The 16,843-nt window shown below is 63.4% G+C and carries 19 protein-coding genes; 13 read left to right on the forward strand and 6 right to left on the reverse strand.

Annotated elements, in window-relative coordinates; all coding sequences use genetic code 11:
- Positions 1-31 precede the first annotated feature (31 nt).
- From ATE48_RS03230 to ATE48_RS03255, 6 genes are all read left to right on the forward strand, one after another.
- On the forward strand, positions 32-733 hold the full coding sequence (locus ATE48_RS03230) for a YceI family protein (protein ID WP_066767734.1): 702 nt from the start codon (positions 32-34) through the stop codon (positions 731-733).
- Entirely contained in the window at positions 733-2,100 is a 1,368-nt protein-coding gene (locus ATE48_RS03235; protein WP_066767743.1) for a YceI family protein, read from the forward strand. The genes ATE48_RS03230 and ATE48_RS03235 overlap by 1 nt, the downstream gene beginning before the upstream one ends.
- Positions 2,097-3,011 (forward strand): L-threonylcarbamoyladenylate synthase, encoded by a 915-nt coding sequence (locus ATE48_RS03240; protein ID WP_066767745.1) that lies wholly within the window; start codon positions 2,097-2,099, stop codon positions 3,009-3,011. Before ATE48_RS03235 ends, ATE48_RS03240 begins: the two co-directional genes overlap by 4 nt.
- Positions 3,012-3,021: 10 nt before the next feature.
- Positions 3,022-4,410 (forward strand): FAD-binding oxidoreductase, encoded by a 1,389-nt coding sequence (locus ATE48_RS03245; RefSeq protein WP_066767747.1) that lies wholly within the window; start codon positions 3,022-3,024, stop codon positions 4,408-4,410.
- Between the two features lie 170 nt (positions 4,411-4,580).
- Positions 4,581-4,727, forward strand: coding sequence for a hypothetical protein (locus ATE48_RS19630; RefSeq protein WP_156767578.1), 147 nt, complete (start codon positions 4,581-4,583; stop codon positions 4,725-4,727).
- Positions 4,728-5,105: 378 nt separating this feature from the next.
- Positions 5,106-5,516 (forward strand): NUDIX hydrolase, encoded by a 411-nt coding sequence (locus tag ATE48_RS03255; protein ID WP_066767751.1) that lies wholly within the window; start codon positions 5,106-5,108, stop codon positions 5,514-5,516.
- Here the strand turns inward: ATE48_RS03255 and ATE48_RS03260 are convergent.
- Complete coding sequence (locus tag ATE48_RS03260) at positions 5,506-6,174, reverse strand: DUF6498-containing protein (RefSeq protein WP_066767753.1); 669 nt, start codon at positions 6,172-6,174, stop codon at positions 5,506-5,508. The two genes, ATE48_RS03255 and ATE48_RS03260, sit on opposite strands and share 11 nt — an antisense overlap.
- A gap of 93 nt (positions 6,175-6,267) precedes the next feature.
- Here ATE48_RS03260 and ATE48_RS03265 point away from each other — a divergent pair, with 93 nt between their 5' ends.
- The 5 genes from ATE48_RS03265 (at position 6,268) to ATE48_RS03285 (ending at position 9,941) form a co-directional block, all read left to right on the forward strand.
- Positions 6,268-6,486, forward strand: a complete 219-nt coding sequence (locus tag ATE48_RS03265) for a glycine zipper domain-containing protein (RefSeq protein ID WP_156767579.1) — start codon at positions 6,268-6,270, stop codon at positions 6,484-6,486.
- A complete protein-coding gene (locus tag ATE48_RS03270; RefSeq protein ID WP_066767758.1) occupies positions 6,486-6,878 on the forward strand; it encodes a hypothetical protein in 393 nt (130 codons plus the stop codon). Before ATE48_RS03265 ends, ATE48_RS03270 begins: the two co-directional genes overlap by 1 nt.
- Positions 6,879-6,979: 101 nt before the next feature.
- The gene (locus ATE48_RS03275) at positions 6,980-8,200 is read left to right on the forward strand and encodes a parallel beta-helix domain-containing protein (RefSeq protein ID WP_066767759.1); all 1,221 of its coding nucleotides are present in this window, start codon (positions 6,980-6,982) and stop codon (positions 8,198-8,200) included.
- A 2-nt stretch (positions 8,201-8,202) separates the two neighbouring features.
- Complete coding sequence (locus tag ATE48_RS03280) at positions 8,203-9,330, forward strand: SO2930 family diheme c-type cytochrome (protein ID WP_066767760.1); 1,128 nt, start codon at positions 8,203-8,205, stop codon at positions 9,328-9,330.
- Positions 9,327-9,941: a DUF1493 family protein gene (locus ATE48_RS03285; protein WP_228126763.1), complete on the forward strand. Its 615-nt coding sequence runs from the start codon at positions 9,327-9,329 to the stop codon at positions 9,939-9,941. Before ATE48_RS03280 ends, ATE48_RS03285 begins: the two co-directional genes overlap by 4 nt.
- Here ATE48_RS03285 and ATE48_RS03290 read toward each other — a convergent pair.
- On the reverse strand, positions 9,938-10,375 hold the full coding sequence (locus tag ATE48_RS03290) for an MAPEG family protein (RefSeq protein ID WP_066767765.1): 438 nt from the start codon (positions 10,373-10,375) through the stop codon (positions 9,938-9,940). The two genes, ATE48_RS03285 and ATE48_RS03290, sit on opposite strands and share 4 nt — an antisense overlap.
- Before the next feature lie 125 nt (positions 10,376-10,500).
- Between ATE48_RS03290 and ATE48_RS03295 the strand changes: the two genes are divergently transcribed.
- Positions 10,501-11,067 (forward strand): TIGR00645 family protein, encoded by a 567-nt coding sequence (locus ATE48_RS03295; protein WP_066767767.1) that lies wholly within the window; start codon positions 10,501-10,503, stop codon positions 11,065-11,067.
- 54 nt (positions 11,068-11,121) lie between these two features.
- Here ATE48_RS03295 and ATE48_RS03300 read toward each other — a convergent pair whose 3' ends face one another.
- Complete coding sequence (locus tag ATE48_RS03300) at positions 11,122-11,706, reverse strand: hypothetical protein (RefSeq protein WP_066767769.1); 585 nt, start codon at positions 11,704-11,706, stop codon at positions 11,122-11,124.
- 81 nt (positions 11,707-11,787) lie between these two features.
- Here ATE48_RS03300 and ATE48_RS03305 point away from each other — a divergent pair, with 81 nt between their 5' ends.
- Entirely contained in the window at positions 11,788-12,411 is a 624-nt protein-coding gene (locus ATE48_RS03305) for a lysophospholipid acyltransferase family protein (RefSeq protein ID WP_066767771.1), read from the forward strand.
- Here ATE48_RS03305 and ATE48_RS03310 read toward each other — a convergent pair.
- From ATE48_RS03310 to ATE48_RS03320, 3 genes are all read right to left on the reverse strand, one after another.
- On the reverse strand, positions 12,401-13,297 hold the full coding sequence (locus tag ATE48_RS03310) for an alpha/beta fold hydrolase (protein WP_066767773.1): 897 nt from the start codon (positions 13,295-13,297) through the stop codon (positions 12,401-12,403). The two genes, ATE48_RS03305 and ATE48_RS03310, sit on opposite strands and share 11 nt — an antisense overlap.
- 76 nt (positions 13,298-13,373) lie before the next feature.
- Entirely contained in the window at positions 13,374-15,032 is a 1,659-nt protein-coding gene (locus tag ATE48_RS03315; protein ID WP_066767774.1) for a hypothetical protein, read from the reverse strand.
- Positions 15,029-16,729, reverse strand: a complete 1,701-nt coding sequence (locus tag ATE48_RS03320) for an Hsp70 family protein (RefSeq protein ID WP_066767776.1) — start codon at positions 16,727-16,729, stop codon at positions 15,029-15,031. The genes ATE48_RS03315 and ATE48_RS03320 overlap by 4 nt, the downstream gene beginning before the upstream one ends.
- Positions 16,730-16,843: the final 114 nt, after the last annotated feature.

The following is a 16,843-nucleotide window of genomic DNA, read 5'->3' on the forward strand; positions in this document are numbered from 1 at the left end:
CATAGGCCGTTCCAGCGAGGGAGAACCCTGAATGAGACTTTTGATCGCCGCCGCCGCCGCTTTGACGCTGGCCGCGTGCAACCAGCCCGCCGAAACGCCGGCCACCACCGAGGCGCCCGCGCCGGAAGTGAATGCGCCGTCCGGCGAGTATGCGATCGATGCGAACCACACGACGGTGACGGTTCGCGCCCAGCACTTTGGCCTCGCCTATTACACGCTGCGCTTCAACAACGTGTCGGGCGCGCTGAACTTCAACGCCGAGAGCCCGGCGCAATCGACGATCAACGCAACCGTCGATGTGACCTCGCTCGACACGCCCTATAGCGGCAATCGCGACTTCGACGCCGAGTTGCAGAATTCGTCCTGGCTCGACTCCACCGGCTTTGCGACCGCAACCTTTACCTCGACCTCAGCCGAACAGACCGGCCCGAACACGGCCCGCGTCACCGGCGATCTCACCATCCGTGGCCAAACTCATCCGGCGACGTTCGAAGTCACCTATGACGGCAGCCACTCGCCGCACCCGATGGGCATGCAAGTTTCGTCGATCGGCTTTTCGGCGCGCACGACGATCCAACGTTCGCAATACGGCATCAGCGAACTGCTTGCCTCAGCGCCAGGCGCCAATGACGGCGTTGCCGATCAAGTTGAGATCATCATCGAAGCCGAGTTCCAGCGCCCGATCGAAAGCGCGCCGGTTCCTGGCCCGACGACACGCGAGCCGGTCAACTAATGGCCGTCTCTGCTCAACGGTACAGCGCGGTCGCGATCGTCCTTCACTGGGCGATCGCGGCAGCGATCATCTTCCTGCTGCCGCTGGGCTTCTGGATGCATGGACGCGCGGAGGATGGCGACGTTAGCGCCGAAGTCTTCCGCGCCTACCAATTGCATAAATCGATTGGCCTCACCGTGCTGTGGCTTAGCCTCGTGCGCTTGGGCTGGCGTTTGCTCAATCCGCCGCCGCACATGCCCGAACATATGCCGGGCTGGGAGCGCTTCGTCGCCGTTGCGACCCACTGGGCCTTCTATGGACTGATGATCGGCCTGCCGCTTACGGGCTGGCTCTACGTATCCACTGGCTGGTCGATCCATGACCAAGCGCCGCTGCCGGTGGCGACGCACTATTTCGGCCTCTTCCAAGTGCCGGCGCTGTTCGGACTGAACCAAGCTGACATCGGCCTACGCGAGACCGCCGCCAATGGCGCGTTCACAGCGCACTATCTTTTGGCTTACGCCGCGATCGGCCTTGCCGTGCTGCACGTGCTGGCGGCGCTTAAGCATCACCTCTTCGATAAGGACGAAGTGCTGGCGCACATGGTCCCGGGTTTGCGCGCACCGTTCGAACAGGAAGCGCCGCCGAAGAACACGACGCGGCTCGCGATCCTAGGCTTGGGGCTGGCTGTCATACTGGTCGCGCTCACTGCGGCGAGCTTGCATCTGCTGAGCGGTGGCTCGGCCGCGACCGGCCCGCAGGCAAATTCTTCGTTTGAAGTGGTCGAAAGTCAGACGACGACGCCAACCGCGCCGCCCACAACGACCGAAGCTCCGGCGCAAACACCGCTCGCGCCGCAAGCGCCGGCGCAAGGTCAGGCTTCATCGTGGCGCGTGGACGCGGCTCGCAGTTCCATCGCCTTCGGCTTCTCGATGGATGATGGTTCGGGCAACAGCTCGCGCCTCGACGGGCGCTTTGCACGCTGGCGCGCCGACATCCGCTTTGATCCGAACGATCTTGAGAACTCGGCGGTCGCGGTGACGATCGAAACCAACTCTGCCAGCGACGGGGTCGCCTCACACGATGCCTACATGCGCGAACCCGGCTGGTTCGACAGCGCCGCTCAACCCACCGCCACCTTCCGCTCGACCAGCTTCCGCCAGCAGGCCAATGGCTACGAAGCGCGAGGCGAGCTGACGATCAAGGGCCGCACGCGCAACGTGACGCTGCCCTTCACCCTGATCATCGATGGCGCCACCGCCGTGATGAACGGCACGGTCGCGATCGATCGGGAGGATTTCGACCTCGGCAAGGACGTCGAAGGCGCCGAGATGATTTCGCGCACCGTCGACGTCACTATCCGTGTTCAGGCCACGCGCGCGCCATGAACGTGGCGCGGGGAGCCGAAGTGTTGCGTGCGGGCGGCCTGGTCGTCTTCCCAACGGAGACCGTCTACGGCGTCGGCGCTGACGCCACCAACCCACGAGCGGTCGCGCGCATCTTCGCCGCCAAGGGCCGCCCACAGTTCAATCCGCTGATCAGCCACGTGCTCGGGCTCAGCGATGCGGAGGGGCACGGCGTACTGCATCCAACGGCGCGGGCGCTGATCGAAAAGTTCTGGCCAGGACCGTTGACGATCGTCGTGCCGCGCCGGGCCGATAGCCCGGTAGCCGAGCTTGCGTGTGCGGGCTTGGCGACGATTGCGCTGCGCTCGCCGTCGCATCCGCTTGCGCGCGATTTGCTCGCGGCGTTCGGCGGACCGGTGGTCGCGCCCAGCGCCAATCGTTCGGGTCATGTGAGCGCTACGACGGCGGCGCATGCGGCCGCCGATCTCGCAGACGCGGTCGATCTCATTCTCGATGGCGGCGCATCCGAGGTTGGGTTGGAGTCCACCATCGTCGCGATCGACGCCGAAGGCCGCGCCACGCTCTTGCGTCCAGGCGCCATCGGGCGTGCCGAGCTTGAGGCCGTGTGCGGCCCGCTCGCAACGCCCGCCTCGGAGACGATCGCCGCACCCGGCATGATGGAGAGCCACTACGCGCCGCGCGCGCGCATCATCCTCGATGCCGCGACGCCGCCCGTGGGCGCGGCCTATCTCGCCTTCGGCGCTGAAGCGCCCGCCGGAGGCCTCACGCTCTCCGCCAGCGGCGATCTCACCGAGGCCGCGGCCAATCTCTACGCTCACCTGCGCGCCCTCGACGCCACCGGCGCCGACACAATCGCCATCGCGCCCATTCCGGGCGGCGGACTTGCCGAGGCTATCCGCGACCGTCTCGCCCGGGCCGCCGCACCGCGATAGGTTCGCAACCATGTCCGACCTCGCAAACCAGATCGCCGCCCGTATCGGGGCCAAGAATGTCGTCATCGACGCTGATCTTCTGGCCCCACACCTCAATGAATGGCGCGGCAGATATAGTGGCAAGACGCCCTTCGCCGCTTTTCCGGCCACAACCGAGGAGGCGGCGGACATCGTGAAGCTCTGCGTCGCTGCAGGCGCAAAGATCACGACGCAAGGCGGCAATACCGGGCTCGTGGGCGGTCAGATCCCGGACGGCGAAGTCCTCATTTCACTCAAGCGCATGAACCAGATCCGCGAGATCGATGCTGGCAACGACTCGCTCACTGCCGAGGCCGGCGTGGTGCTCGCGACGGTGCAGAGCGCCGCCGCCGAATCGAATCGCCTGTTCCCACTGAGTCTCGCCGCAGAGCACAGCGCCACCATCGGCGGACTCGTCTCAACCAACGCAGGCGGTGTGCATGTGCTGCGATACGGCATGATGCGCGACCTCGTGCTCGGCATCGAAGCGGTGCTGCCAGATGGTCGCATCTTCTCCGGCCTCAAGGGTCTGCGGAAAGACAACACCGGCTACGATTTGAAACAGCTCTTCATCGGCGCCGAGGGCACGCTCGGCATCGTCACCGCCGCCTGCCTCAAACTTTACCCACAGCCGGCGGCGCGCGAGGTGGTGATGCTCGCGGTCCCGTCAGCGGCGCACGCGCTGGCCCTGCTGCATCAGATGAAGGCGGCGACGGGCGCGGTCTCGGCGTTCGAGGTGATGAACCGGTTGAGCGTCGAGGTCACGGTCAAGAACGTGCCCAGCGTGCGCGATCCATTGGCCGGCGCTGGGGCGCTCGCAGTGCTCATCGAGTTCGAAGCGGCGCACGCCGAAGGGCTCCGCGAGGCGATCGAAAGCGCGCTCGGCGCGGCGCTGGAAGCAGGTGAAGCCGAAACCGCGCTCATTGCAGAAAACGCAAGCCAGGCGCGGGATTTCTGGGCTTTGCGTGAGAGCATTTCGGCCGGCCACAAGCCTGAAGGCGTGCAGGTCAGTCACGATATCAGCGTGCCGGTTTCAAAGACGCCGGAGTATCTCGCGAAGGCCAATGCGGCCATGCAAGCGCGATGCCCCGGCGTGCGCATCGTCGCCTTCGGTCACATGGGCGACGGCAATTTCCACTACACAGCGATGCAGCCTCTCGGCGCCGATCCGGCCTCGTTCCCTGGCGCCGCGCTGACGCAGATCGTCTATGAGGTCGCCACCTCTCTCGGCGGTTCGATCTCGGCTGAACACGGCATCGGAATCACGCGCCGCGGAGACCTCGCACGCTTCAAAGATCGCGAATCGTTGGCGCTGATGCGCACGCTGAAGCACGCGATTGATCCGATGAACGTGATGAACCCACGCACGATGTTTGAGTGATGCACGCATCGAAACGATGCATGTCGATCATGATCAACGAATGCGAATCACGCGCGCGATTCTGTTGCAGATTCAGCGCGCAAAATTTTTTCACTGGCTAATGTGCTTGCAACAGATTAATTGACGACGTACTGCGGCTGCGTTGCCGTAACTAACGAAGGAGCCAGGGCATGGCTAAGAAAGCAAAGAAGGCGACCAAGAAGGTCGCGAAGAAGGCGAAGGCCAAGAAGGCCGCGAAGAAGACGACAGTGAAGAAGGCGAAGGCGCCGAAGAAGACTGCCAAGAAGAAGGCAGCGAAGAAGGCGAAGCGCCGGTAAGGCCACGCCTGAGTGTCTCCTCGGTTGAGACGCTCACCAGAGCTAAGGACGAATGTCCAAGAGAAGCGCGTCGCGAAAGCGGCGCGCTTCTTCGTTATGGGCGCACGGCAGCGCCACATGGTTCCAAATTTTCCATTTTGTTTCAGAACGCTGCGGCGCGAGGCGAGAGTGCGCCGCGTGGCGCGCAAAATCGCGCCGCGCACGCCCCTCGAGCACACGTTTGAGCGTCTTCAACGATCGTTTCGGGGATCGCACGGCGTTGGCGCGGCGCATTGAGCGCGCTCAACCCGCGCCTCAACGCTGAGCGAGACATTTCGCGGGACAATCGAGGCCCTACGCCGCCATGAACTAGATCAAATTCCGTTTCGGAGGCCGTCCATGGACGAGACGCAGCACAAAAGACCCGTCCCCGCCGCCGGCGTGATCTGCTTTCGCGGCGATGACGTGCTGCTGATCCGTCGAGGCGCGCCGCCGCGCGAAGGCGAGTGGTCGTTGCCGGGCGGGCGGATCGAGTGGGGCGAGCGCGCAGCAGACGCGGCGCTGCGTGAGTTGCGCGAAGAGACAGGTTGCGAAGGCGAGATCGTCGGGCTGGTCGATGTCGTCGATGGGCTCTTGGGCGAGCGGCACTACCTATTGGTCGACTACGCGGTCAGGTGGACATCTGGCGTCCCGACCGCCGGTGATGATGCGCGCGAGGCCCGCTTCGCGGCGCCGGCGGAGCTAGCGGGGCTTGGCCTTTGGAGTGAGACGTTGCGGGTGATTGAAGCGGCGCGCGCACTTATGCGCTAGCGGCGCTCTCGACGACCGGCTCCTTTGGTTTGGGATCACGGAGCACGTCGCCAACATCATAAGCCATCTTGATCAGGGCCAGGACGAGGATGCCGCCAAGCGGCTGATTGAGCAGCAAGAGCACGAATCCGCCGAAGATAATCGTGACGTGAAGCACGATAATGCGGGGATACGGCGCGCCCATCAGATCAAGGACCGTCGTGCGTCTCAGCTCCCCGCGCACCAGGTAGAGAATGAACTGAACCACCTGCCAAGCGACGATCGAGGCAAAGCCAATCAGCAGATTGGTCTGCGCCGCGAACTGCGCGCGTACGCCCGCGCCAAGGTCGAGGATGGTGTCGCCGTTCAGATTGCCGCCGAACATCGCCATGACGAAGACGCCATGGCCAAAGCAGAACAGGCCGTAGTGGAAGGTGAAGAAGCCGCCAAGAAAGAGCGCGCCGATCCAGCTCACACCGCCCGTCACGGCCGCATTGGCGATCATGCTTAAGAGCGTGCGAACGCCCACGACCAGGTTCTCTAGCCAGTAAAGAACGATGAGCGCAAAGGCGCTCCAGCTCCAAAACAGCACCCCAACGACCGGAATAAGGTTAAGGCACACTGCCGCGACGAGCGGCCAAGTCCTTGAACGATCAAAGGGAACTTTTGGTTCGCTCATGCGCTTCGGTACCAGGGTGCGAGTTCGCCGCAGGGGCTTGCGTGCGCGCGAACGTAACCGATCTCAGATACAGAAAGGCAAGGAGTGTATCTCATGGCGAAGGACAGAATGACTCGCGCCGCCGAGCTTGCTGAAGAAGCACGCGACCGGGCGGAAGAGGCTTACGAAGCAGCGCACGCCGCCATCGAGGACGGCCTCGACGACGCGCATCGCTATCTGCGCCGCCAATGGAAAGAGCGTCCGCTCGCGGTCACCGGCACGGCGCTTGGCGTCGGCCTGCTCATCGGGCTGCTCCTGGGGAATCGCCGCTAATGTTCGATCGCGCCATGGCGGCCGTTGTCGCGACTGCGGCCGCAGCTGCGGCCGTGGTGATGGTCGTCTTCGCTTTGGGCTTTGCGCTCTATGCGCTGATCGAGCCGAACATCGGCCCGGCGGCGGCGGCGGCCATGGTCGCGCTGGCGGCGGCGCTGGTTGTGGCCCTGTTCGCACTCGTGGCGGCGCTGCGTAGGCGCAAGCATGAGCGGGAAGCTGCGATCGCGCAGGCGCAATTGATGAACGACCTGCCATTGGGCCTCGGCGACATCGCGCGCGAACGGCCCTTGATGGCGCTCGCGGTCACCGCAGTCGGCGGGCTCTTGGCCGCGCGCCACCCAACACTGGTGCGCGACATCATCCATATCGTCGCCCGCTTCGGTCGAAGCTGATCGTCACAGCCTAAACGTTGCGTCAGGGTGCTGCGGCGCCCCCTCGCCTTTACAGGCGCTGCTCCGGCGGCGAAGCTCGCGCAAAATAGGCGGGAGTGAACATGCGGCTCGTAGCGGCCGCCGCGATTGCGGCGATTGTCATCACAGGTACGGCGGAAGCGAAGACGTGGCGGATCCGCCCCGGCGCCGATGCCGAGCAGCGCCTGCAGACCGCGCTGATCGAAGCGCGTCCCGGCGACACGGTCCAACTTGGGCACGGCCGCTTTGAACTGTCGAACAGCCTCTCGCTCGACGTCGACCGCGTCACCATTCGCGGCGATGGCCACGAGCGCTCGATCCTTTCCTTCAACAATCAACGCCGCGGCGCCGAAGGCCTGCTGATCACCTCGGACAACGTGACCCTGCGCGGCTTTGCGGTTGAGAACGCACGCGGCGACGCCATCAAGGCGCGCGATTGCAACGGCATCACCATCCGCGAAGTCCGCGTAGAGTGGACGGGCGGGCCGAGCGCCAATAACGGCGCCTACGGGCTCTATCCGGTAAATTGCGACAACGTGCTGATCGAGCGCTCAATCGCGCGCGGCGCCTCCGACGCCGGCATTTATGTCGGCCAATCGCGCAACATCATCGTCCGCGAAAACCTGGCCGAGTTGAACGTCGCCGGCATCGAGATCGAGAACAGCTTCAACGCCGACGTGTTCGAGAATGTCGCGACACGCAACACCGGCGGCATCCTCGTCTTCGATCTTCCAGGACTACCGCAACAGGGTGGTCACTCGATCCGCGTGTTCGATAATCACATCCACGGCAACAACACGCCGAACTTCGCACCCGCCGGCAATATCGTCGCCGGCGTGCCGACCGGGACCGGCGTGCTGATCATGGCCAACACCAACGTGCACGTCTTCAATAACGAGATCGGCGACAACGGCACGGTCAATGTGCTGATCAGCGCCTATCGCGAAAGCTTCCAGGACGCGAACTACAACCCACTCGCACGCGACATCGTCATCCGTGACAACGAGTTCGGAAACACCGGCTATGCCCCGGCAGGCGATCTCGCCGCGCTCAGCCAATTGGGCGTGCCGATCCCTGACGTGCTCTGGGATGGCGCGACGGTCTACTCGCGTGTCGGCACGCCGCGCACCGAGCAGGTCCGCATCGTCGTCAACGACAACACCTCGACCCGCACCGGAACGGGTAGTTTCCTTTCACTCGGCATGGCCGTGGCCGGTTCGCCGTTGACGGAAGCCGCGCCGGACCCGACGGCGCCGCCGCTGGTCGAGATCGCCGAGCCTGAGCGCGTGAGACTGCGGAACTAAAGATGCGCAGGCCTCTCTTTGCTGCGCTTGCGCTGATCGTGCTGGCCGCGGCCAGCGCGACGGCGCAGGACGCACCTTCGGTGAACACCGCCGCGATCGGCGCCGAGCGGCCGCCGGAACGGCTCTCCGACTATCGCTTCTTCCGTGACGCGGGCGCGCACACGCCCAACGCACGCGTGACGCCATACGATCTCAACACGCCGCTCTATTCCGATGGCGCGCTGAAGTTTCGCTATGTCTACGTGCCGCCGGGAACGCAGGCTCAGTATCGCGACGAAGGCGTTTTCGAGTTTCCGGTCGGCACCGTCCTCATCAAGACCTTCGCCTTCGCCGCCGACATGCGTCAGCCGGCAGAGAATGTCCGCTTCCTTGAGACGCGGCTCCTCATTCGCCGCGCCGACGGCTGGGTCGCGTATCCCTACGTCTGGAACGAAGCGCAGACCGAAGCACGGCTCTCGGCGATTGGCGCAACGCTGCCTGTCAGCTTCACCAACGAAGAAGGCCAAGCCATCGCACTCGATTGGGCGGTCCCGAACCGCAATCAATGCAAAGGCTGCCACGATCTCGCTGGCGCGCTAACGCCAATTGGGCCGAGTGCGCGGAATTTGAATCGTGCTGAACAAGGCGAAGCCTTCTCGCCGTGGGATGGCCCGCACATCCCACGTTCGCAGCCAGCTTCCATCAACCAAATCGATGCCTGGGCAGAGAGCGGCCTGCTCGCAGGCACCCAACGCGGCGCCGAGGCGCCAAGCGTTCCGCGCGCATTCGACCCAGCCAGCGGCTCGCTCGAGCTGCGCGCCCGCGCTTATCTCGATGTGAATTGCGCGCACTGCCATAATCCACAAGGGCCGGCGCATACGTCGGGGCTCGATCTGCGCTGGAGTCAGCATGAGCCGATCGCTTGGGGCGTGAACAAGAGGCCGGTCGCGGCTGGGCGCGGCTCGGCAGGCTTCGAGTTCGCCATCGATCCCGGCCACCCGGAGCGTTCCATCCTGCTTTATCGGCTGCGCGCCACTGATCCCGGCGTGATGATGCCCGAGACCGGCCGCCAACTGGTCGATGAACGCGGCGCGGCGCTGATCGAAGAATGGATCGCGCACATGGACGCGCAGGGCCGCGTTCAACCGTGACAACCGATGACGCGCCGCTCGCGGACATCATCGAGCTGATCAAAGGCCACACCGGCGCAAAATCGGTGACAGCCGCAACGCGGCTCTACGCCGATCTCGGCATGACCGGCGACGGCGCTGACGGATTTTTACGGGCCTTTGCGGCTAAGTACGGCGTCGATCTCAGCGGCGTGGTCTGGCTTCGCTACTTCGACGAGGAGCCGACGACGAATGATCTGATGGAGCCGGCAATCACGTTGGCGGCTTCCGTGCTCAGCCCGTCTTTCGCCCTGCGCTGGCAAGCGGCGCGGAATGCGGAGCGCGAGATCACGATTGCGCATCTGGCAGACGTGGCGCGCGCCAAGGTTTGGATACATCCCGGCGAGGCGTTCAAGCACGATCGGCGGACTTCACCGCTGGTGCTCGTGTTCTCCGCCATGAGCGTACTGGTGATGGCGTTCTTCGTGCTGCTGGGCGGAGTGGTCGCATACGCGTTTCTCGCCGGTGAACTGGGCGAGAAAAACGTCGTCGTCCTCGTTGGCATATTCAGCGTGAGCCTGCTGCCGCTCTATTTCGCCTTCGCCAGCTGGCGCGCGATCGAGCGCAAGCTGGCGTCGGCGGATGGCGGTTAGTGCGGCAGGTGGATGTTGATCATGCCGGCTGCGATCGCGGCGTGCACAGCGAGCGCCATCAGCACCAGCGAGCCCAGCATGAAGATCAGGAAGCGCAACAGGATGAAGTTCACCGTCGCCTGCACCAGTGAGTGCACGATACGGATGACGACGTAGAGCCAGGCAAGCCCAATATTGATCGCTTGATCGCCCTGTCCGAGGAATTGCAGCGAGAACGCGATCGCGTAGAACAGCGTCGGCTGTTCCATCAGGTGATTGTAGTTGTTGGCGACGTTGGCGCTGGGCAGCGCTTCCATCTGCGCCTTGCTCGCTTCGCCCGGCTTAACCTTCGCCTTCGACATCGCCGGGATGCGCGTGGCGTAGAGCCAGATCAGCATGATGAGCGACCAGATCACCAATGCAACGACCGGCGCAATCATTCCGTGTTCGTACATATTATCCTCCCCGTCAGGCGATCATCCGCCGGGTTCCCATGCGCCGCAACCCTCCCGCGACGAGAGCGCACTTGGCGCATGGCGCGCCCGCCCCTAGTTTCGCGCCGGTTTTTACGGGGGACAGAATGAGCCGGGACGAACAGCCGAGACATCGCACCAACTTTCTGGAGGCGATCATCGAATGGCTGATCTACACGAGCCGCTGGCTGATGGCGCCGGTCTATCTCGGCCTGATCGTGGCGCTCGGCATCCTGATCATCACCTTCTTCCGCGAACTTTACCTGCAAGTCCCGCAAGTGCTGACGATGGACGAGACGGACATCATCCTGCTCGTGCTGACGCTGGTCGATCTCTCGCTCGCCGGCAATCTGGTGCTGATCATTCTCTTCTCAGGCTACGAGAATTTCGTCTCGAAGATGGAAATGGCGCACAAGGATCGCGACCGCCCCGAATGGATGGGCACGATCGATTTCAGCGGCCTCAAGATCAAACTCATCGCCTCAATCGTCGCGATCAGCGGCATTCACTTGCTGAAGATCTTCATGAACCTCTCGAACTACACCGAGACGCAACTCATGTGGTACACGATCATCCACCTCGTGTTCATCCTCTCGGGCGTCTGCATCGCCGCGATGGACTGGCTCGAAGAAAAGTCCCACGAAGTCCACGCGCGCTACAAAAGCGGGCATTAGAAGGCTGGCAATCGCGAGGCAGGATGAAGCTTTGGCCAACGCCAACCTTCGCGCCTAACTCCCCCGCCGGCCATCACCAACTGGATCGCTTGGATCGTTGTCGGTGAGGCCCGATTGTCCGCGGCGGCCACCGCGACCGTAGCCGGCACGATCGGCGTATGATCCAGAATCGTTGTCTGTGAATCCGGTGCCGCCGCCATTGCCGCGGCCGCGTCCGACTGGATCGGCGTATTCGCCGGAATCGTTGTCGGTCATGCCGGTGCGGCCGCCGCGGCCACGTCCGGCGGGATCGGCGTACGTGCCGCTATCATTGTCGGTGACGCCGCTTGAGCCGCGGCCGCGCCCTGCGGGGTCCGCGTACGGGCCGCTGTCATTATCGGTGAGTCCGGCTTGTCCGCCACGACCACGCCCTGCTGGGTCTGCGTACGGGCCGGTGTCTGCGTCTGAAGCGCCGCTGCGGCCATAACCGGCGCGATCGGCGTAAGGGCCGTTATCGGCGTCAGTGCGGCCCGTGTAATAGGTGTTGCCGCCAGTAGCTGTGGCGCAGCCCGTGAGCGATGCGAGCGATCCGCCGACAACCGCAGCGCCAAGCACGCGGCCCATGAACGAACGGCGGTTCAGTGGCTTCTTGTCCGACATAGCGCGTCTCCCCTACGCATTCTGACGAGCGGTCATGCTAGTGAGAATTGGGAATCGCGCAAGCGCGCGGATGGGGCGGTGATGAGTTCGACAGAGCAGATTGTCATTGCCCCGGATTCAGCGCGCCCGGCGCCGTCGAGCGGGCTTGTCTCGGACATCACGCGCTGGGTTTGCGGTGCGTTCCTCACGCTCTGCGGCTGGACGCTACGCGGTGATTTTCCCGGCATCGACAAAGCCGTGCTCATCGCTGCGCCGCACACGTCCAATTGGGATGGCGTCTACATGCTGGCGACGGCGGGCTTTTATCGGGTGAAGCTGCGCTGGATGGGCAAGAAGAGTTTGACGCAAGGCCCGTTCGGCGGCGTCGTCAAATGGTTGGGATGCGTGCCGATCGATCGCTCCGCCGCCAATGATGTGGTGCGCGAGATGACCGATGCATTCGCCAGCGAGCAGCGCATGATCTTGGCGATCCCGCCCGAAGGCACGCGCAGCGCCACGCGCGAATGGAAGACCGGTTTTTATCACATCGCACGCGCCGCTGACGTGCCGCTGATCTTGAGCGTGCTCGATTACGGCACGAAGACAATCAGCCTCGCGGCCATCATCCGACCGAAGGACGATTACGAATCCGATCTAAAGATCATCCAAAGCTATTACGCGCACGCCCAGGGCAGGCACGCTGGCAAGTTCCAGATTACGCGTTGACGCGGGCGCGCTCTGCCGCGCGCGAGATCGCGTCCGCAACTGCATCGTAAAGCGCCGGCGGCAGATCGTGGCCCATACCCGGGATGATGCGAAGTTCCGCGCCGAAGATCGAAGCGGCGAGGTCCTTGCCGCCTTCCACCGGCACCAAGGGATCGGAATCGCCGTGGAGAACAACGACCGGCGCCTTGATGCTCCCCAGCTTGGAGCGGCGATCGCCATTGGCGACGACGGCTGCGAGTTGACGCGCCACGCCTTGCGGCTCGTAGGAGCGCAACACGTCGGAGCGCAGACGCTCGCGCACGATCTTCTCATCAAACGGATAGCCGGGGCTGCCAATGGTGCGGGCGTTGATCAGCATCTGATCGAGATAAGCCTCGATATCCTTGTTGGGATCGCCTGCGCGCGTCGTAAGCACTGCCATGGCTTCGGGCTTTGCCGGCGGCAGCGAAGGATTGCCGGTGCTGGTGAAAACCGCGGTGAACGAAAGCACCCGCTCAGGATAATCAGCGGCGACAAGCTGGCCAATCATGCCGCCCATCGAAGCGCCAGCGATGTGCGCGCGCTTGACGCCCAGGAAATCCAGAACGCCAACCGCATCGGCGGCCATGTCATCGAGCGTGTACGGAATATCTGGCTTTTGACCCTGCATGCGCGCGGCAACGACGCTCTCGACCGTGGGCAGGCCGCTGAACTTCTGTGACAGACCAACGTCGCGATTGTCGAAACGGATAACGCGGAAGCCGCGTGCGACCAGTTTTTGATAAAGGCCCGGCGGCCAGCGCGTCATCTGCGCACCGAGCCCCATGATCAGCAGCAGCGGCTCAGCATCATCGGCGCCGTGCACTTCATATTCGATATTGATGCCGTTGATCTGCGCCTGAGCCATCTGCCGGTTCCTCGCCTGCTTTCGCCTCACTCTAGGGTGCATCACCCCGCGCGCAAGAAACTGACGTCGCGGCGCCCTATTCCTCAGGCGCCAATTGGAACGTGACCGGCACGCGTATCGGCACGCTATCGACGGGGACACCATTGAGGCTGGCCGGCGTCACCGTCGCCGCCGCCATCACCCGCAGCGCAACCTCACCGTGACCTAAGCTACGCGGCGTCTCTTCGACGATATGGCAATCGGAAAAACGTCCGGTCAGGCGCGTAAGGCACTCGACCATCACGCGCCCAGCAGTGAAACCTTCAGGGATGCCGAAATAAGTATACGCCTCATCGAAGACGTGCTGCCCCTGCACCGCGACATCGGTCGGCCGAACATCGTGCAGCGGAATAGTTGGCAACGGGCTGATCGGCGCGACGCCCGTTTCGAGCGCGGGCTGAGAGACGACGCCGTTACGCGAGAAGTATCCTCGAACGCCGGCGTCGAGCGCGAGCGCTCCTTGAGCTAATTCCATCCCACGCTGCCGGTCGCTGGCAATGCCGTTATCGATGAGAGCGAGGCCCAAACCGTATTGCGCTTCGGGATCGTTGGGCGCTTGACGCAAAATCTCGCTGAACTGGGCGTTCGCATCGTCGAACCGCGCCTCACGCAAGGCGATGAGCCCGGCGTACTGGCGCATGAGGAGCGAGTCCGGCACAAGCGCGAGATAGAGATCGCACGCCGCGCCGTCGGCTCGCCACTCCGCTAAGCTCGCAACACAGCCTTGGCGCGCTTGGAACTGCGGATTTGCGCGCGAGCTCGCCGGCCCTTCGGACTCGCCCGCAAAGATTACGAAAAGCGCGATGACGCCGACGACGATCGAGGCGCGAACCACCCATCCGAAGATCGCCAACGGCCGCATCCAGAAGTGGATGCGCTTGCGCCACCAATCCGTCGCCTCGTAATCCAGATCGTCATACGCGTACGGCACCTTGTCGTCGATGTAGTCAAGGAAGCGGCGCACCAGATAGAGGCGCGGCAGCGAGAGCACCCGCGAAAGCCAATTGCGCTCCTTCAGCGGCCGCGTCGTTTCTCTGTAAGCGTCGTAAAATTCGTGACGACGTCCCTTCACCCGCGCGATGAAAGCATCTGACGTCGCTTCCTGCGCGAGAGATTCGCGGAACGACTGCATGCCGGCGCCGAGATCGCCAATGCGGTTTTGTCCGTCCCAGCCGAAATGCTTGAAGGCGTGATCGATCAGCGCCGCGCCGCCGCCATAACGGCGCACGAGATTGGCAATCCACATTTCGGTGTCGGCATGGACATCGAGGCGCTCCATCGCCGGACTGGTGACGACCGCCTGAAAAGCTGCTTGCACCTCCCAAGGAGATTTCTGCGCCGCAACCGCCTCTTCGAGCGTCTGCTTTAGTGCACGGTGCTGATCGAGTTCCGGATCCAGCTCAACGGCAGGTTCTGGGATAGGCGCGCGCGACTGGCGGGGCGCACTTGAGGGCGCTGCCTCATTATCGAGATATTCTTCGTCATCAAAGGCCGCGTCGGCGGCATCCATTTCCGCGTAGCGCGCTTTCCAGCGCACCTGTTCGATTGCGCGTTCGTAGGCGTTGCGAAGCCGCTTGAAGCCTTCGGCGTCATCTTCCGGATTTGTCGTCTTCAAACGCTCGGCGTAAGCGCGGCGGATGTCCGCCTCGCTGTCGGTCTGAGGAATGCCGAGGTGACGCCAAATCTCGGCGCTCATAGAAAGGTTTCGCCCTCTAGCCGGTCGAGGATCAGGCTAAGCTCGGCGCGTGCGGTTTCGCACATTCGCGGGTCCTGGCGCTCAAGCACCTCTTCGAACTGGCTGATCAGACGGCCCACGTAATCGCGTTGTTCGCCGATGCGATCTTCGTAGCAGCGTCCGGCGCGCGCGAGCGTGGCGCGGATAGCGTCGGTATCGCGCGGATGCACTTTGAGCTTCGCAAGCTCTTTGCGGCGCGCCTCGACCTCAGCCTCGCTGAGCCCCTCGCGGTCGACGATGACGAGCTGCTGACGCGCACCCGTTTCCGGCACGAAGAGATCGACTTCGAGAATGCCGTTGATGTCGTAACTGAAGCGGCAAGTGATCGGCGTATGGCCAGCTTTAGCACGCGGCACAGGAATGGTGACGTCACCTAGAAAAACGTTGTCTTTCACCCAGCGCGACTCGCCCTGGTAGATTGGAAACTTCACCGCCGGCTGATTATCGACCAGCGTCGAGAAGGTCTCCTCGCGGCTTGCGGGCACTACGCAATTGCGTTCGAGAATCGGCGTGAACAAGCCTTCGACAATGCGTCCGCCCGCGTGCTTCTCGGCCGAGGCCACACCCAGCGTGTAAGGGCAGACATCGGTGAGCACGACTTCGCGAAGATCGGCGGAACGCGCCTTCAGCGCAGCTTGCACCGCCGCCCCGCGCGCCACCGCTTCGTCGGGATTGACCGACGCAGACGGAAAGCGCCCAAACATCCGCGTGACTGCTTTGCGCACCAGCGGCATCCGCGTCGCGCCGCCAACAAGAATGATCTCATCCAGCGCCTCGAAGGCGATGTTACTGTCCCGCAGCGAGCGCAATACAGGATCGCGGAGGCGCGTCAGCAGCTTTTCACACTCGGTCTCGAACGCATCGGCCGTGACGTCGAAACGGTAGTCTTTATTCTTCCAAACAAAGGAAAATTCGGCCGAAGCGCTGTCGGACAACAAGCGCCGCGTACGCTCGGACGCCTCGCGCAAGCGCTGGTAGAAGGCGTTATCGTCCCGCATGGCGCGGCCGATATCCTTCTCGAACTTGCGCCGCGCCAGCTCGATGATGACTTCGTTGAAATCCTCGCCACCGAGCCGGTTATCCCCGGCGGTCGCGCGCACCTCGATGACGCCTTCGAAGATTTCAAGGATCGACACATCGAAGGTGCCGCCGCCAAGGTCGAAGACGAGAAACTTGGTCTGCTTGTCGCGCTGATGCAGTCCGTAGGCGAGCGCCGCCGCAGTCGGCTCATTGATCAGCCGCTCGACCTTCAGCCCGGCCAGCGCGCCCGCGCGGCGCGTCGCCTTGCGTTGCTTATCGTTGAAATAGGCAGGAACGGTGACAACCGCCTCTTCCACCGTTTCACCGAGGTAAGCTTCAGCATCCGCCTTCAAGCTTTTCAGCATCAGCGCCGACAATTCTTCCGGGCTGAAGACCATCTTGCCGAGCTGAGTCTTGTGGCTTGTGCCCATGTAGCGCTTGAACGCAGTGACCGTGTGTTGCGGATGCGTGGATTGACGCTCGCGCGCAGCGAGGCCGGTCAGAACTTTGTCATCATCGATGCTGATGGCCGATGGCGTAAGCACTTGGCCCAAACTGTTCGGGATCATCTCGACCGCGCCATTGCGGAAAATCGCCGTGGCGCAATTGGTCGTTCCCAAGTCAATTCCGATAATCACGCCCGCTCCCCCAACGGTCCGTCGCCACTCCGTTGTCATATCAGCGTAAAACGCTAGAAACGGAGTGGATTAGACAAGGCCGAAACAATGGCGGGGAAACTCTTTCGAGACAAG

This window comes from Candidatus Viadribacter manganicus (genome assembly GCF_001679665.1).
Classification (GTDB): Bacteria; Pseudomonadota; Alphaproteobacteria; order Caulobacterales; family Aquidulcibacteraceae; genus Vitreimonas; species Vitreimonas manganica.

What these genes read in the sequence shown, in the direction of transcription:
- ATE48_RS03230 (WP_066767734.1), top strand. Translation starts at nt 32, where the DNA reads ATGAGACTTTTGATCGCCGCCGCCGCCGCTTTGACGCTGGCCGCGTGC.
- ATE48_RS03235 (WP_066767743.1), top strand. Translation starts at nt 733, where the DNA reads ATGGCCGTCTCTGCTCAACGGTACAGCGCGGTCGCGATCGTCCTTCAC.
- ATE48_RS03240 (WP_066767745.1), top strand. Translation starts at nt 2,097, where the DNA reads ATGAACGTGGCGCGGGGAGCCGAAGTGTTGCGTGCGGGCGGCCTGGTC.
- ATE48_RS03245 (WP_066767747.1), top strand. Translation starts at nt 3,022, where the DNA reads ATGTCCGACCTCGCAAACCAGATCGCCGCCCGTATCGGGGCCAAGAAT.
- ATE48_RS19630 (WP_156767578.1), top strand. Translation starts at nt 4,581, where the DNA reads ATGGCTAAGAAAGCAAAGAAGGCGACCAAGAAGGTCGCGAAGAAGGCG.
- ATE48_RS03255 (WP_066767751.1), top strand. Translation starts at nt 5,106, where the DNA reads ATGGACGAGACGCAGCACAAAAGACCCGTCCCCGCCGCCGGCGTGATC.
- ATE48_RS03260 (WP_066767753.1), bottom strand. Translation starts at nt 6,174, where the DNA reads ATGAGCGAACCAAAAGTTCCCTTTGATCGTTCAAGGACTTGGCCGCTC.
- ATE48_RS03265 (WP_156767579.1), top strand. Translation starts at nt 6,268, where the DNA reads ATGGCGAAGGACAGAATGACTCGCGCCGCCGAGCTTGCTGAAGAAGCA.
- ATE48_RS03270 (WP_066767758.1), top strand. Translation starts at nt 6,486, where the DNA reads ATGTTCGATCGCGCCATGGCGGCCGTTGTCGCGACTGCGGCCGCAGCT.
- ATE48_RS03275 (WP_066767759.1), top strand. Translation starts at nt 6,980, where the DNA reads ATGCGGCTCGTAGCGGCCGCCGCGATTGCGGCGATTGTCATCACAGGT.
- ATE48_RS03280 (WP_066767760.1), top strand. Translation starts at nt 8,203, where the DNA reads ATGCGCAGGCCTCTCTTTGCTGCGCTTGCGCTGATCGTGCTGGCCGCG.
- ATE48_RS03290 (WP_066767765.1), bottom strand. Translation starts at nt 10,375, where the DNA reads ATGTACGAACACGGAATGATTGCGCCGGTCGTTGCATTGGTGATCTGG.
- ATE48_RS03295 (WP_066767767.1), top strand. Translation starts at nt 10,501, where the DNA reads ATGAGCCGGGACGAACAGCCGAGACATCGCACCAACTTTCTGGAGGCG.
- ATE48_RS03300 (WP_066767769.1), bottom strand. Translation starts at nt 11,706, where the DNA reads ATGTCGGACAAGAAGCCACTGAACCGCCGTTCGTTCATGGGCCGCGTG.
- ATE48_RS03305 (WP_066767771.1), top strand. Translation starts at nt 11,788, where the DNA reads ATGAGTTCGACAGAGCAGATTGTCATTGCCCCGGATTCAGCGCGCCCG.
- ATE48_RS03310 (WP_066767773.1), bottom strand. Translation starts at nt 13,297, where the DNA reads ATGGCTCAGGCGCAGATCAACGGCATCAATATCGAATATGAAGTGCAC.
- ATE48_RS03315 (WP_066767774.1), bottom strand. Translation starts at nt 15,032, where the DNA reads ATGAGCGCCGAGATTTGGCGTCACCTCGGCATTCCTCAGACCGACAGC.